The sequence below is a fragment of the Halorussus halophilus genome, from assembly GCF_008831545.1.
Taxonomy (GTDB): domain Archaea; phylum Halobacteriota; class Halobacteria; order Halobacteriales; family Haladaptataceae; genus Halorussus; species Halorussus halophilus.
Genome location: NZ_CP044523.1, coordinates 1,564,412 through 1,579,030, shown reverse-complemented (window position 1 = coordinate 1,579,030; position 14,619 = coordinate 1,564,412). Strand labels below are relative to the sequence as shown.

Annotated in this window: 16 protein-coding genes; 11 read left to right on the top strand and 5 right to left on the bottom strand. The window is 63.0% G+C overall.

From position 1 onward, the window contains the following. The first annotated feature begins 1 nt into the window (after window position 1). The gene (idsA3, locus tag F7R90_RS07755; RefSeq protein WP_158056678.1) at window positions 2–1,057 is read left to right on the top strand and encodes a geranylfarnesyl diphosphate synthase; all 1,056 of its coding nucleotides are present in this window, start codon (window positions 2–4) and stop codon (window positions 1,055–1,057) included. An 82-nt stretch (window positions 1,058–1,139) separates the two neighbouring features. Here the strand turns inward: idsA3 and F7R90_RS07750 are convergent, their stop codons facing one another. Both F7R90_RS07750 and F7R90_RS07745 read right to left on the bottom strand, forming a co-directional pair. Further along, window positions 1,140–1,544, bottom strand: a complete 405-nt coding sequence (locus F7R90_RS07750) for a DUF7344 domain-containing protein (protein WP_225741290.1) — start codon at window positions 1,542–1,544, stop codon at window positions 1,140–1,142. 134 nt (window positions 1,545–1,678) lie between these two features. Further along, entirely contained in the window at window positions 1,679–3,664 is a 1,986-nt protein-coding gene (locus F7R90_RS07745; protein ID WP_158056677.1) for a bacterio-opsin activator domain-containing protein, read from the bottom strand. A 99-nt stretch (window positions 3,665–3,763) separates the two neighbouring features. Between F7R90_RS07745 and F7R90_RS07740 the strand changes: the two genes are divergently transcribed. Further along, a complete protein-coding gene (locus tag F7R90_RS07740; protein ID WP_158056676.1) occupies window positions 3,764–5,482 on the top strand; it encodes a glutamate--tRNA ligase in 1,719 nt (572 codons plus the stop codon). Here the strand turns inward: F7R90_RS07740 and F7R90_RS22115 are convergent, their stop codons facing one another. After that, window positions 5,483–5,644, bottom strand: a complete 162-nt coding sequence (locus F7R90_RS22115; protein WP_192498431.1) for a hypothetical protein — start codon at window positions 5,642–5,644, stop codon at window positions 5,483–5,485. A 192-nt stretch (window positions 5,645–5,836) separates the two neighbouring features. On the opposite strand from F7R90_RS22115, the gene F7R90_RS07735 reads away from it, so the two are divergent. Further along, entirely contained in the window at window positions 5,837–6,130 is a 294-nt protein-coding gene (locus F7R90_RS07735) for a HalOD1 output domain-containing protein (protein ID WP_158056675.1), read from the top strand. 93 nt (window positions 6,131–6,223) lie between these two features. Then, window positions 6,224–6,892 carry a helix-turn-helix domain-containing protein gene (locus tag F7R90_RS07730; RefSeq protein ID WP_158056674.1) on the top strand — a complete coding sequence of 223 codons (669 nt, stop codon included), beginning with the start codon at window positions 6,224–6,226 and terminating at the stop codon, window positions 6,890–6,892. A 1-nt stretch (window position 6,893) separates the two neighbouring features. Here F7R90_RS07730 and tmcA read toward each other — a convergent pair whose 3' ends face one another. After that, window positions 6,894–9,194, bottom strand: a complete 2,301-nt coding sequence (gene tmcA / locus F7R90_RS07725) for a tRNA(Met) cytidine acetyltransferase TmcA (protein ID WP_158056673.1) — start codon at window positions 9,192–9,194, stop codon at window positions 6,894–6,896. Between the two features lie 699 nt (window positions 9,195–9,893). Here tmcA and rpl7ae point away from each other — a divergent pair. The 5 genes from rpl7ae (at window position 9,894) to F7R90_RS07700 (ending at window position 11,755) form a co-directional block, all read left to right on the top strand. After that, on the top strand, window positions 9,894–10,256 hold the full coding sequence (gene rpl7ae, locus F7R90_RS07720; protein ID WP_158056672.1) for a 50S ribosomal protein L7Ae: 363 nt from the start codon (window positions 9,894–9,896) through the stop codon (window positions 10,254–10,256). Between the two features lie 7 nt (window positions 10,257–10,263). Beyond that, window positions 10,264–10,491, top strand: coding sequence for a 30S ribosomal protein S28e (locus F7R90_RS07715; RefSeq protein WP_115796086.1), 228 nt, complete (start codon window positions 10,264–10,266; stop codon window positions 10,489–10,491). Window positions 10,492–10,493: 2 nt separating this feature from the next. Beyond that, on the top strand, window positions 10,494–10,682 hold the full coding sequence (locus F7R90_RS07710) for a 50S ribosomal protein L24e (RefSeq protein ID WP_158056671.1): 189 nt from the start codon (window positions 10,494–10,496) through the stop codon (window positions 10,680–10,682). Further along, a complete protein-coding gene (ndk, locus tag F7R90_RS07705) occupies window positions 10,679–11,143 on the top strand; it encodes a nucleoside-diphosphate kinase (RefSeq protein ID WP_158056670.1) in 465 nt (154 codons plus the stop codon). Before F7R90_RS07710 ends, ndk begins: the two co-directional genes overlap by 4 nt. Window positions 11,144–11,311: 168 nt before the next feature. Then, window positions 11,312–11,755, top strand: a complete 444-nt coding sequence (locus F7R90_RS07700) for a hypothetical protein (protein WP_158056669.1) — start codon at window positions 11,312–11,314, stop codon at window positions 11,753–11,755. A 13-nt stretch (window positions 11,756–11,768) separates the two neighbouring features. On the opposite strand, the gene aglJ is transcribed toward F7R90_RS07700, so the two are convergent. Then, entirely contained in the window at window positions 11,769–12,677 is a 909-nt protein-coding gene (gene aglJ, locus F7R90_RS07695) for an S-layer glycoprotein N-glycosyltransferase AglJ (RefSeq protein ID WP_158056668.1), read from the bottom strand. 151 nt (window positions 12,678–12,828) lie between these two features. Here aglJ and F7R90_RS07690 point away from each other — a divergent pair, with 151 nt between their 5' ends. Both F7R90_RS07690 and F7R90_RS07685 read left to right on the top strand, forming a co-directional pair. Then, complete coding sequence (locus F7R90_RS07690; RefSeq protein WP_158056667.1) at window positions 12,829–14,235, top strand: selenium-binding protein SBP56-related protein; 1,407 nt, start codon at window positions 12,829–12,831, stop codon at window positions 14,233–14,235. Then, window positions 14,232–14,564: a 2Fe-2S iron-sulfur cluster-binding protein gene (locus F7R90_RS07685; RefSeq protein ID WP_394352016.1), complete on the top strand. Its 333-nt coding sequence runs from the start codon at window positions 14,232–14,234 to the stop codon at window positions 14,562–14,564. The genes F7R90_RS07690 and F7R90_RS07685 overlap by 4 nt, the downstream gene beginning before the upstream one ends. The last annotated feature ends 55 nt before the right edge of the window (window positions 14,565–14,619 follow it).

Genomic DNA, 14,619 nt, shown 5'->3' with positions numbered 1-14,619 from the left:
TATGACCGACGCGAGCGCCGAATCACTGGAGGACCGGGTGTTGGGAGTGGTCGAACAGCGACGCGAACTCGTCAACGACGCTATCCGAGAGGACCTCCCGATAACCGACCCCGAACGGCTCTACGAAGCCGCGCGCTACATCTTGGACGCCGGTGGCAAGCGCCTCCGGCCGACCGTGCTGTTGCTCGTCGCCGAGGCGCTCGCCGACGTCGAACCCGAGACGGCGGCGTATCGGTCGTTCCCGGACGTGAACGGCGACCCCGTAGACGTGATGGCCGCGGCGGTCAGCATAGAGGTCATCCAGTCGTTCACGCTCATCCACGACGACATCATGGACGACGACGACCTGCGACGGGGCGTTCCGGCGGTTCATCGGGAGTACGACACGGAGACGGCGATTCTCGCGGGCGACACGCTCTACTCGAAGGCGTTCGAGATACTGCTCGACGCCGAAGCACCGTCCGACCGCGTCGTCGGCGCGATGGACGTGCTGGCTTCGACCTGCACGAACATCTGCGAAGGCCAAGCGCTCGACGTTGCCTTCGAGAACCGAACGAACGTGCTGCCGGAGGAGTATCTGAACATGATAGAGCACAAGACCGCCGTGCTGTACGGCGCGGCGGCGGCCATGCCCGCTATCCTCTGGGGTGCCGACGACGAGACCGTCGAGCAACTCTACCAGTACGGCATCGACGTGGGCTGTGCGTTCCAGATTCAGGACGACGTACTCGACCTGACGGTGCCGAGCGAGGAACTCGGCAAACAGCGCGGTAGCGACCTCGTCGAGAACAAACAGACCATCATCACGCTCCACGCCCGCGAACAGGGCGTGGACGTGGAGTCGCTGGTCGAGACCGAGGACGTAGACGCGGTGACGGAAGCCGAAATCTCCGAGGCGGTGGCCGTCCTCGAAGACGCCGGGAGCATCGACTACGCAAAGGAGAAAGCGGAGACGCTCGTCGCTCGCGGTAAGGACCGACTGGCGGTGCTGCCGGAGAACGAGGCGCGCGAACTGCTCGCGGGCATCGCGGACTACCTCATCGAGCGCGGCTACTGACGACTACGGGTCGTCGTTCTCTTCGTCTATTCGGTCTCGTGCTACTCGTAGACGACAAAAAATTAGAAGACGTCAGCGGGGGTTAGGCGTCCGCGAATTCTTTGAAGTGTGTGTGTTCGAGATACTCCTCTAACGTCGGCTGTCGCCAGTAGCGGACGGTTTCGCTCCGGTCGTCGTAATCGACGATGTCCGCTTCGGCGATTTTGGGGAGATGCTCCTCGCGGAGTTCGTCAGCGATGTCAGCGCAGAGAGAATCGGTGAGTTTCCGCTCCTCGTTGCGCGCTTCTTGCATCGCTACTTCGTCCACGAGCGCGGAGAGGTCGGTGAGACCTTCTTCTGCACCGACCAGCGCGTAGAGCGCGTATCGACGCCGACGGTCTGCGAGGAGGTCGAACAACGTGTCGAACGAGGGGGTCGTCACTGCGCGACCTTGCTGGAGGGCGTGGTCGCTCTCGTTCGCACTCTCTCGGACCGGGTTGTCGCTCATTCTGCGGGTGACCTCCACTCTCACATTTCGATAGGAGGGACTACAAACCTATACCTCAATATCAAGGTACGGCCCGCAGACAGTGTCAGGAGCCTAATATCAGTGCTTTTGGCAACGTCTCACCGAGCCGTAAATTACTGGTCGAGGTAGGAAGACAACATCTTTCGCTCGGCCGCCTGCAAGTGCTGGTGGACTGTCGGCGACGAGACGCCGAGCGATTCGGCGACCTCTTGGGCGGTGCTGTCGCGGGGGTACTCGTAGTAGCCTGCGAAGTACGCCGCTCGAAGCGCGGTCAGTTGCTTGTCGGTCAACTTCTCGCTCAACGGTCGGTGGTACTCTCGACTCGTCCGCTCGGTGTCTGTCACCTCTCGCTTGCCGACGAGTTCGGTGTCTGGGTAGGCAGAACGGTACGCGTCAACGATTTCGCGCACGTCGGCGTCGGGCGGGGCTTCTGCGACGAGTCGAACCTCGCCGTGGTCCGTGACGGCAGTCTTGACTGCCGTTCCGAGGTCTATCAGTCGGTGCACGTCCGAAGAAGAGAGAACGAGTTCCACGAGGCCGGAATCACCGTCGTCGGTGACGACCCGCGACTCCTCGACCGACGAATCGCTACTCGCTCGCTGGACCAGTTTTTCGGGCGATGCGCCTTCGACAGAGACGTACTCGATGAGCAAGTCGTCTGCGATGGGGACTGTCCCTTGCAGTTCGAAACGGCAGTCAAACTCCTCCGACAGTCGCCGCAGCGGTTTGTCGGACGTGGTGTCCAGAAACTCCAGTTCGACGGACGTGTCGGTGTGGAGCAACTGACGGTTCTTCACTGCGTTGATAGCGAATCCGACGATTTCGCCCAACGCCTCGAAGGCGGTCCGCTCCCGGTCGCTAAACGCTCCGGCCCGGGTTCCGGCGACGCCGAGGACGCCGAAGTTCGTGTTTCCGTACGTGACCGGAACTAAGATTGCGGAGGCAATCCCGAGTTCGACCATCAACTCGCGTTCGCGCTCGTTTATCCGCGGTTCGTCTTCGACGTTGGAGACCACGACGGGGTCGTTCTCCTCGACGACGTACGAGATGGAATTGCCTTCCTCGCGGCCCGTCGTCGCCTCGACGAGACTCTCGACTGGGTCACGCTCGGCACCTGCGACGCAGTTCAAGCGGATTCCGTCGGTGTCAGTCCACGGCGTCCCGACCCACGCGAATTGGTAGAACCCGGAGTTGGCCAACCGCTCGCAGACGGTCGCTTCTATCTCTTCGCGCGACGTCGAACCGACGAGCGACTGGAGGATGTTGTTTATCAGGTCGTTGACCCGGCTCAGGGTCGCCAACTCGTCGCGGTGTTCGGCTAGTCTTCGCTCGTCTGCTCGACGGTCGGTGACGTCGCGGGCGACCCAGACGACGACGTCGCGACCGTCTATCGGTTCGCCGAGCGGCGCGGTTCGCCCCTCGTACCACCGGATGCCTGCGGTCGTCTCCGCATCGTACTCTAGGGTCTCTACTGACCCCGTTTCCAGCGTCAGTTCGATGTGTTCGAGGAACTGCTCTGCCCGCTCCTCCGGAAACACGTCCTGGAGGTTCCGGCCGACCAACTCCTGTTGGCCAACCGTCTGAAGGCTGTCGGTTCCGGGCCCAGAGAGGACTTCCAGATATCGGCCGGTCTCGTCCAAGATGAACGCCAGGTCGGGAAACGCGGTGGTCAACTCTCGCATTCGGTCGCCGGACAACCCCGAGTCGCTCTCGACGGTCGTCGTCGCGACCGCTCGCTGGACCCGATTGCGAAGTTCCTCTCCATCGACTGACTTCGGGAGGTAGTCGGTCGCTCCTTTGCCGATGGCCTCGCTGGCAACTCGTTCGTTTCCGGCACCGGTGAGAAACACGAACGGGAGGTTCGGTTGGTCGTCGCGAACACTCTCCAACAACTCGATGCCGTCCGAATCGGGGAGTTCGTACTCGCTGACCACGCAGTCGATAGTGCCCGCATCGTCGGCCAGCAAATCGAGTGCACACTCGACTGACTCGACGGTCGTGACCGAGAACTTGTCGTCCGTCGCGAGCGGCGCTGGCGGCCCAGATTCGTCTACGGCGAGCACTCGGACGGACGGGACTGTCGGGCGGTTGTCTGGCACGCTCTTGGCCACTGTTCGTGGCAAGGCACCTAAGCCCCTTGGTCTACCGTCGAACGGAATCCGGTTTAGTTTTCCCCGGGACGCCCGAACTGGCCGACAATGGACGACGAACTACGCGAGCAGATAGAGCGCGAGGCAGAGTTACACGCGCTGGTCAACGCGGTCAAACACGAGAGCGAGGCCGACGTGGGCGCGGTCATGGGACCGCTGATGGGCGAGAATCCGGACTTCCGCCAACACGGCGACGAGATTCCGGGCATCATCGGCCCCGTCGTCTCGCGAGTCAACGGACTGAGCGTCGAAGAGCGCCGTGAGCGATTGGTCGAACTCGACCCCGAGTGGGTCGAGGAGTTGGAGAGCGAGGACGAGGGCGAGGAACAGGTCCTGCCCGACCTGCCGAACACAGACGATTACGACGAAATCCGGATGCGCTGTGCGCCGAATCCGAACGGCCCGTGGCACATCGGCCACGCGCGGATGCCCGCGGTCATCGGCACCTACGCCGACCTCTACGACGGCGAGTTCATCGTCCGCTTCGACGACACCGACCCAGAGACGAAGCGGCCGCTTCTGTCGGCCTACGACGAGATTCTGGAAGAGGTCGAGTATCTCGGCTTCGAACCCGCCGAGGTCTACCGGGCCAGCGACCGCCTCGAAATCTACTACGACCACGCGCGGGACCTCATCGAGAAAGACGCCGCGTACACGTGCTCCTGTTCCGGCGAGGAGTTCTCGAACCTCAAAAACTCCGGCGAGGCGTGTCCCCACCGCGACAAGGACAAGGAAACAACCTTGTCGGAGTTCGAGGCGATGGTCGAAGGCGAGTACAGTTCCGGCGAGAAAGTGCTTCGAGTGAAGACCGACATCGAGCACAAGAACCCCGCGCTCCGGGACTGGGTCGCGTTCCGAATCATCGACACGCCCCACCCACGCGAAGACGCCGCAGAGTATCGTTGCTGGCCGATGCTCGACTTCCAGTCCGGCGTGGACGACCACTTGACGGGCGTCACGCACATCATCCGCGGCATCGACTTGCAGGATTCGGCGAAGCGCCAGCAGTTCGTCTACGACTACTTCGATTGGGAGTACCCCGAGGTCATCCACTGGGGCCACGTGCAGGTGGACGAGTACGACGTGAAGATGTCCACCTCCACGATTTCGGAACTCATCGAAGGCGGCGAACTCGACGGCTGGGACGACCCGCGCGCGCCGACCATCCCCAGCGTCCAACGACGGGGCATCCGCGGCGCGGCGCTCACCGAGTCGATGGTCGAACTCGGCACCTCCACGACGAACGTGGACTTGGCGATGAGTACGGTCTACTCGAAGAACCGCGACCTGATAGACGACGACGCGAACCGGTTCTTCTTCGTGCGTGACGGCGAGTCGCTTCCGGTCTCCGAAGACGCCCCGGACGCCGCACACCCGCCAGTGCATCCCGAACACGAGGATAGAGGCACCCGCGACATCGCGGTCGAGGACGCCGTCATGCTCGAACTGGACGACTTACCGGCCGAAGGCGAGCGAGTCTGGCTGAAGGGTCTCGGCTGTTTCCGGTACACGGCCGACGAACTCGACTACACCGGCGACGACATCGACGCCGTGCGCGAGGAGGGCGTAGACGTGATTCACTGGGTCCCGGCCGAAACTGCGGTTCCGACCCGACTGCGGACGATGCACGGCGACCAGACGGGCCACGCAGAACCCGGGTTCGCGACGACCGACGTAGACGACATGGTGCAGTTCGAACGCGTCGGATTCGCGCGCGTTGACCGACACGAGCAAGAAGAATCCGTCGCGTACTTCGCCCACGAATAACTACGGCCACTCCGCGTCGGACTCCGCCAGCGGTTCTGCGACCACGCCGTCTCGCTGCGCGAGGACGCGGGCGTGACCCACACAAACGTCTCGGTTCTCGGCCCACGGGACGTGCAGGCGGACTGCCGCCCGATTTTCGCAGTCGTCTTCCGCACAGGGCATACGCGACCGTACGAATCGGAGGTACGTCACGTTTCGCCTCCGCTAGGTTACTCCCCCTCCCTTCGCCTCCGGTAGTTCGCTCCGCGTTTTTCGTCACCGCTCTATTCCGTTGCGCCCTTCGTCCACCACTACTTAAACGCATTTCACATCCAACCGGGGTACTAAGGGGTCTTGCTGCATTTTTTGCTGGTTATGGATGGAGACGCAGGTCGTCTCGCTGAGGACGAACACCAGCACACGTACCACGTCGGCGACGACGAATTACCGAGCAGGGCGGTCGTCTACGCCGTCGCCAGCGTTCGAAACCGAGAACCGATGTTGTTACCATCGCTACACGAGCGTATCGACCCCAACGCGCTCGACGCCTTGTTCGCGGACACGCGAACGAACGGAGAACGAAGTGACGGCCACGTCTCGTTCGACTACTGCGACTGTGAAGTCGTCGTGTTCGCCGACGACCGCGTCGTCGTTCGGTGCGACGAATAATCGACAGTGCAGGACGGAAGTAGCCGACGGCTTATAAACACCTGACTGGTCGCCCGTTACCCTCTTTCCTCCGTAGTACTTCGGTTCAAGTCTATGAACCTCGTGGCGGAGTTCACGCTCCCAGTCTCCGAATTCGCGCTCGAAGACGCGTTCGAAGCCGTGCCAGAGCTCTGCGTCGAGGCCGAGCGTGTCGTCGCCCACCCGACCGGGCGACTGTTGCCGTATCTCTGGACTCGTGGCGGCAGTCCGGACGCCGTGGACGAGGCAGTTCGGAGCGACGAGACGACCGCGGAAGTCTCGAAACTCAACGAGACCGACAACGCGACGCTGTACCACGTCGAGTGGAACGAACATGTCTCGGAGGCTATCGAACGACTGCTGTCGAGCGACCCGGTCGTGTTGACAGGGTGTGCGACCCGAGACGGTTGGGACTTCACGATGCGATTCCGGCACCGCGAAGACCTCTCGAAGCTCCAGACGGAACTCGACCGGGCGAGCGTCGATGCCGAACTGAAACGACTCCACACGCCCGAACTCCCGACCACTGGCGGCCAGTTCGTCCTCACCGAGAAGCAGTACGAAGCGTTCCACGTCGCGCTCGAAGCGGGTTACTTCGAGGTGCCGCGAGAGACCAACCTGAGCGAACTGTCCGACGAGATTGGTATCTCCTCACAGGCGGTCTCGAAGCGACTCCGGCGCGCACAGCAGACGCTCGGCCAGCGAGTGCTCGCTACTGGGCCGAATACGATACCAGAGGAGTGACTCACTCGTAACGCTCTTTCTCCGCCATCGCTGCCTCGTCGCCGTAGGCATCGACTAGCGGTTCGTAGGCGTCGCCGAGCGCGCGCATGCACTGGCCAGTGGAATGAAACCCGAGTTCGTCCGCGACCGTCTTCCAGTCGTGGCCTTGCAGGACTTTCCGAACGAGTACTCGCTCGTGCTGTAGTGTGAGCGAGTCGCTCGCCGGCGAGCGACTCGCGACGGCGTCCGGCGAACGCTCGGCGTTCGCCTCGCTCTTCTCCACGAAGTACTTCAGCGCGACGCGGCGGAACGGTCGGGGCGCGGCGTCGTAGAGTCCGGGTCCGTAGGCGCTGGCCGCGACGGCGCGCCAGTCCCACGGCGAGAGGTCGAGTTCGATACGGGCGTCGATAGTTGGCAAAAGCGCACGCACTACGTCAGCATCGACCCCCCGGAGCGAGTCGCCGAGCATCGACGTGATTCGCGATGCGAACCAGTCGGCGTGACGGTCGTGGAGAGCCCTTCCGCCCCCGCTCAGCGGGTCGAGCATGAGCGCAGAGTGTTCGCCGCTGGTGTCGTTGCGCGTGGTCGAGAGTTGAACGGTGCGGTAGCCGTTTCGGTGCCAGAACCGCAGGAGTTGGGGCGTCGCACCGTAGCCGACGCCGAGCCAATCGAGTTCGTCTTCGAACTCCGCACGAATCTCGGCGAGCAAGCGTGACCCGAGTCCCGCAGAACGAACGGCGTCGTGGACCGCGATTCGGACGACTCGCATTCCTTTCGGAATTCCGGCCGACTCGTCGCGCAGTTGGGTCGTCAGCACGTCCGGAAGCATGTTGCCCTTCACGCGCCCGCCGTCGTACATGTGTTCGCGCACGTCTTCGGGGAGGTTTCCTTCGCGGGCCAGCAGGGCGACGCCGACGACGTGACCGTCGAAAGTGAGCGCGCGCACCGAGAGATTCGGCGCGTCGAGAAGTCGCGCGAGGTCCGCGGGTTCGGTGCGGTAGTGGGCGAGGACGAGCAGGCCGAACGCCTCCCGGAGCAAGTTCTCGTCGGCCAGCAAGTCGCCGGGTGAGAGCGTTCGGTACTCGACAGAGTCGGACTCCGGATTCGCGTCTCTAACCACCTGCTCGACGGGCGGTCGAGCATCGAGCAAGAGCGCGCGGAACGCCCAGACTTCGACGGGGTCGCCCGCCGCGTAGCGAATCGGCTGGTCGAGTCGCGTTTCGGTCACTTCGTGGTCGCTCTCCGCGAGTCGGTCGCGGAACCGCACGGAGAATCCACGGCCCGCGCCCTCGTAGCCGTGGACCGTAGTCGTGAACGCCACGCGGTCGGCCGCCAGGAATCGTTCGAGCAAACCGACGGAGAGGGCGGCCGCTTCATCTACGAACAGGACGTCCGGGGCGTCGGGGAGTTCGGCGGCTTCAGTGGGCTTGGCGAATCTGATTTTGCCTGAATCGGTAGCAATCTCCCGCGGCGGGTCGTGGTCCGTCGAGATGTCGTGACCGAGTTTGCGGAGGAGGTCTGCGGCCCGGACGAACACCTCGCGTGCGCTTCGGTACTCGGGGGCGGTCACGAGTACGTCTTCGCCCTCTGCGGCGAGGCTTCCGGCGGCGATTCCTGCGGCACTGGACTTCCCGCGGCCGCGGTCTGCCTCCACGACGACGGCGTTTTTCTCTGGACCGCCTCGAAGAACCTCGAACTTCTGCACGACCGCTATCTGGTCCCCGGTGAGGCAAGCGTCGTAGGCTTCGCGGGGGAAGGTGTGTGAGTCGGGAAGTTCGGGCGGTTCAGTGGGGAAGCGAGGCTTCGGGTGGGTGAGTCCCGACTGTTCGAGTGTCTCGGTGTCGGTGTTCCAGATGGCGACGCCGCGATGCATTTGTAGGGTCTCGCAGAAACGCCGACGGAAGTTCCCCGACACGGCGTCGATGTCCGCGGGCGGCACGGCCAGCGAGCTATCGAAGTCGGTTCGCTGGTCGGCGAACTCCCCGAAGTTGGGCATCAGCAGGACGTACAAGCCACCGCCATCGACTGCGCCGACGGTTCGCCCGATGGCGTTGGGTCGGAAATCGTCGTGCAGGTCGAGGACTATGCACTGCTGGGTGGTTCCGAGTAGTTCTTTGGCTTTTTTGGGACCGACGCGTTCACAGTCGAGGTGGCGTTCTCTGGCGAGGAGGGTCGTCTCCTTTCGGGGGATTTCGGCGGCGTCGAGCGCGGTTTCGGCAGCCTCGTAGCAGGCGTCTTGGGTCCCCGTGAGGACGAGCAGGCGACGCTCGCCGACGGCTTGGGATTCAGTGTGGAGTTCGGTTGCTACGTCGGGGAGCGGCATCTGTTTGGGTGTGAGTTGGTCGTTGTGGGGTTTATGCGGTGTGATTTGGGGATTGTGAACCAGGTAGGTCGGCTTCTGGTCGTAGCGGAGAGAAAATGGGAGAGAACAGCACTGCTCCCGAAACCGAGAAGACCGCGACAGCACTGCTCTGCACCGCATCAGCCAACCCTCCCCAACCGACTGCGGTCCTCAGTACGGGCGGCGCGACGGGTCGCGCCGCCCGGGCCTCCGGTCCTCCTCCACCGTCAGAGCAAACTCTGACGAGCCTTCGGTCACTTCGTTCCCGAGGGTCTCGCGCGAACAGGTCGCGGCACGAGACACCGACGGACAAACCGCGCCCGCCGACCCTGCGTTCGCTTCGCTCACGCAACCACGACCCCGCGCGCCCGGTTGCTGGTGAAAAATCGCGGTACTGGTGTCCGTGGTCAAAAACCGGCTTATCTTCACCCGCCATCATTCGAGCGGGATTTGCGGACTAACACTCCTCCCCAACTCACACTCACAAAAAGAAATCCCGCCAACAAATCCACTCCCGGTTTCCATGTCTTCCTCTCCCACGCCGTCCAGCCATTTGAAAGCGTTTTTAAGGGGTCAAGAACAACTGATGCGTACAACCTACGCGCGGTTGATGATGCTCCTAGCCGCACAGGACTCATCCGGCAGGGGAGCCTGAGCCGACGCGTAGGAGGTGAACAACCAATGCCAGTATACGTAAACTTCGACGTCCCAGCCGACCTCCAAGACAGCGCCATCGAGGCGCTGGAGGTCGCCCGAGACACAGGTAGCGTAAAGAAAGGAACGAACGAGACGACCAAGGCAATCGAGCGCGGTAACGCCGACCTCGTGTACGTCGCCGAAGACGTCACGCCGGAAGAGATCGTCATGCACCTGCCCGAACTCGCCGACGAGAAGGGAATCCCCTTCGTCTTCGTCGAGACGCAGGACGACGTCGGTCACGCCGCCGGTCTCGAAGTCGGCAGCGCGGCTGCCGCCATCGTCGATTCCGGTGAGGCGGAGGACGACGTCGAAGACATTGCCCAGAAGGTCGAGGACCTTCGGTAAGTAAACCATGAGCGCAGAAGAGACTGAAGAGGAAGGCTCCACGCCCGCCGAAGTTATCGAAATCGTCGGCAAGACGGGGATGCACGGCGAGGCCATGCAGGTCAAGTGCCGCATCCGTGAGGGCGAGAATCAGGGGCGCATCATCACGCGCAACTGTCTCGGTCCCGTCCGCGAGGGCGACGTGCTGCAACTGCGCGAAACCGCCCGCGAAGCCGACTCCATCGGAGGACAGTAACCATGCCTCAGACGCGAGAGTGTGACTACTGCGGCGACGACATCGAACCCGGCACGGGAACGATGTTCGTCCGCACCGACGGAACGACTATCCACTACTGCTCTGCGAAGTGCGAGAAGAACGCCGACCTCGGCCGCGAACCGCGCGACCTCGAATGGACCGAGGACGGCCAAGCAGAGGGTGAGCAATGAGCGACGAAGAACGAACCTTCGTCATGGTCAAGCCCGACGGCGTCCAGCGCGGCCTCATCGGCGAGATCGTCTCCCGCTTCGAGGACCGCGGTCTGAAGATGGTCGCCGGGAAGTTCATGCAGATCGACCAAGAACTGGCCCACGAACACTACGGCGAGCACGAAGGCAAGCCGTTCTTCGAGGGTCTCGTGGACTTCATCACGTCCGGTCCCGTCTTCGCGATGGTCTGGGAAGGCCAGGACGCGACCCGACAGGTTCGCACCATGATGGGCGAGACCGACCCGGCCGAGTCCGCTCCGGGCACCATCCGCGGTGACTTCGGACTCGACCTCGGTCGCAACGTCATCCACGGTTCCGACCACGAAGACGAGGGCGCCAACGAGCGCGAAATCGACCTCTTCTTCGACGAAGCGGAACTCGTCGATTACGCCCGCATCGACGAGACGTGGCTCTACGAGTAAGCTGACGTTTTCCGTCAGTTCGTCTCTTTATCGCGTACTCACTCCGAACACCGGCCGGTCTCGACACCGAGCAGAACCGGTCTCGACGCTGTCGCGTAACTCCTCGTTGCGTCCCGAACAGTCGGCCGTCCTTTTGCCGTCGCGCGTCGTGAGACGAGGGGAGACTCTATGAGCGAGAGATACGGAAGTCAACGAGACGAGCGCCGACGAACCGAAATCCGACGAGCGCAGGCACAGCAACAACGCCGCGACCCGAAGACCGGGCGATTCGTCGCACAGCGCGGGGAACATCGCGAGGAGGTTTCCGAGAGAGAGGAAACCAAACGACGGGAGCCAGAACGGTACGAGGGGGGCGGACGACAGTCCCGAGCGGCCAGCCAACGACGTCGAGACCCGAAGACTGGACGGTTCCTCGCGGGAAGCCAACGAGGCGGTCAGCAACCGCGAAACTCGAAGACCGGTCGATACGTCGCACCCGTGCAGTCAGAACCGCAGGCTCACCAGCGAGCGCAAACCCAACAGCAAGGACAGTCCGACCGCCAGCAGGGATACTCCGAACGACGATACGGACAGCGTGGACGCGAGCGAAAGCATCGGCGTCACAGACCGTGAAAACACGACGAACTCAGTCACGCAACCGCCGCATCTTCTCGCGGTGAACGCTGACGATGAGGTCCGAAAGGACGCCGAACATCAGCAACTGGACGCCGAAGAGGACGCCGAACGCGGCTACGACGGCCAGCACTTCGTGGGAGGTGCGGGGCGGGCCGAACCACTCGTAGCCGACCCAACCAGCGAGTGCGAGGCCGAAGCCGCCCGAGAGGAAGCCGAGCGCGCCGAAGTAGAACAACGGGTTCGAGGTTTTCGCCAGACTGTACAGCATGTAGACGATCTTCCCCCCGTCAGAGACAGGGTCGAGGTTCGACTCCGACCCGTCGGGTCGCGGCCGATAGGTCGTCGGGACGACTTCGACGGGAACGTCCCGGCGTGCGCACTCGACAGCCATCTCCGTCTCGATGCCGAACCCCTCGGCGGTGAGCGACATGCGCTGGAACGACTCGCGGGTGAACGCGCGATAGCCGCTGAGGATGTCCCCGAAGTTCTCCCCGTGGATGCGGGCGAATACTCGATTTATCAGTCGGTTACCGGCTTGGTTCAGTTTCGGCATCGCGCCCGCTTTCATGTTGCCGAAGCGGTCGCCGACGACGTGGTCTGCTTCCCCCGCTACCAGTGGTTCCAAGAGTCGGTCGGCCTGCTCGGGCGGATTCGTGTCGTCGCCGTCGAGCAGGAGGACGTACTCCGCGTCGATGTGTTCGACGCCTTCGCGGACTGCTTGGCCCTTGCCGTCGCCGGACTGCTGGACGACAGTCGCACCGCGTTCGCGGGCGATTGCGGCCGTCTCGTCGGTCGAATCGCCGTCTACGACGAGCACGTCTTCGACGCCGTTGGCTCGTAACCCATCGACTACGTCGCCGATGGTCGCCCCCTCGTTGTAGGTCGGGACGAGCGCACACACGTCGTCGTACTGCTGCATTACCGGAACGGAGACAGCGGGGCCGAAAAAGCGTTCGGAAATTGAAATTCGAGACATCTCTTTATCTGACGTGTCTGAAACTATCCAGAGAATGTTGCCGGTACGCGCCCGGTCACCAACCCCAACAGCGTAGTTCGGTCGGGGGAGAACAATGAGCGACACCGAGTCACCGAGCGAAGCGAGCGCGCACGAGCACCACGAACACCACCACGACGTAGAAGGCCCCGGATACGCCACGCCGCAGGCCGCCGTTGAGCAATCTGAGCGCGAGAAAGTTGCGTACGTCATGAGCCTGTACGTCGGCACCGACGTAGACGCCCCGGACTTTCTCGCAGTGGTTGACGTTGACCCAGAGTCGGACACCTACGCCGAAGTCATCGACCGCGTGGAGATGCCGAACGTCGGCGACGAACTACACCACTTCGGGTGGAACGCCTGTTCGTCTTCGTGCCACGTCGAGGGGTTAGAGCGTCGGCACCTCATCGTACCGGGCAACCGCTCGTCGCGATTGCACGTCGTCGATACGAAGAACCGGGAAAATCCCGAGATGGTGAAGACCATCGAACCCGAGGAGGTCCACGACCACGACCTTTCGGCACCGCACACGGTCCACTGCATCCCGGACGGCGAGATTCTGGTCTCGATGCTCGGGGACGCCGACGGCGACCTACCAGGCGGCTTTCTGGAGTTGAACGACGACTTCGAAGTCGTCGGCCGCTGGGACGCGCCGGGCGACATCGAGAAGAACTACGACTTCTGGTACCAACCTCGCCAGAACGTGATGGTCTCCTCGGAGTGGGCCGCGCCGAAGGTCTACCAACCGGGGTTCGATATGGCCGACGTGGAGGCGGGCAACTACGGCCACCAACTGCACTTCTGGGACTGGGAGAACAGGGAGGTCGTCCAGACCGTCGATTTAGGCGAAGAGGGAATGATACCGCTCGAAGTTCGGTTCCTACACACGCCAGAATCGACCCACGGGTTCGTCAACGCCGCGCTCTCCTCGAACATCTTCCATTTCTGGGAGGATAGGGAGAGCGGCGAATACCGCGCCGAGAAAGTGGTCGATTTCGAGGCCCGCGAACATCCCGACTGGGACATGCCGGTGCCCGCCCTGCCGACGGACATCCTGCTTTCGATGGACGACCGCTACCTGTTCGGCGGCAACTGGCTTCACGGCGAGTTGTACATGTACGACGTTAGCGACCCGAAGAACCCGCGCCGCGCGGACACGCTCTCGGTCGGTGGCCTCTTCGGCGACGTGCAGGAGTTGGGCGGCCGGGACATCGTGGGCGGTCCACAGATGATTCAGTTGAGTCTCGATGGCGAGCGTCTCTACTGGACCACCTCGCTGTACTCGACGTGGGACAACACCTTCTTCCCGGAAGAGGCGGAGAAGGGGTCGGTGATGCTGAAGGCGGACGTGAACCCACGCAAGGGCACGATGACGCTGGACGAGGAGTTCATGGTTGATTTCGGCGAGATGCCCAACGGCCCGGCCCGCGCACACGAGATGCGCTGGCCGGACGGCGACTGCACCAGCGACGTGTGGCAGTGACAGAGTACGAAGTGGAACTGGTCTGGGAGGGTGCGGAGAAAGCCGACCGGGAAGCGAACATCGCCACGCGCGAGGACGAAACAGTCCTCGAAGCGGCCGAGCGCGCGGACCTCGGCCTGCCGTTCGGCTGTCGAATCGGCCACTGCGGGTCCTGTACCGGTCGTCTGCTTACGGGGGACCTCGAACACGCGCGACGACCGCTGGCGCTGAAAGACCGGCATCTCGACGACGGCTACGTGCTGTTGTGCATCGCCGAACCGCGCGCAGACTGCCGGATTCGAGTCGGCGTAGACGTGCAGAGAGAACTCGTGTCGAATCCGTGGAAGTAGCTCGACTCAGTACACGCAAATAAACGTGTGTCAAGTGCTGACAAAGTTCTTGTAA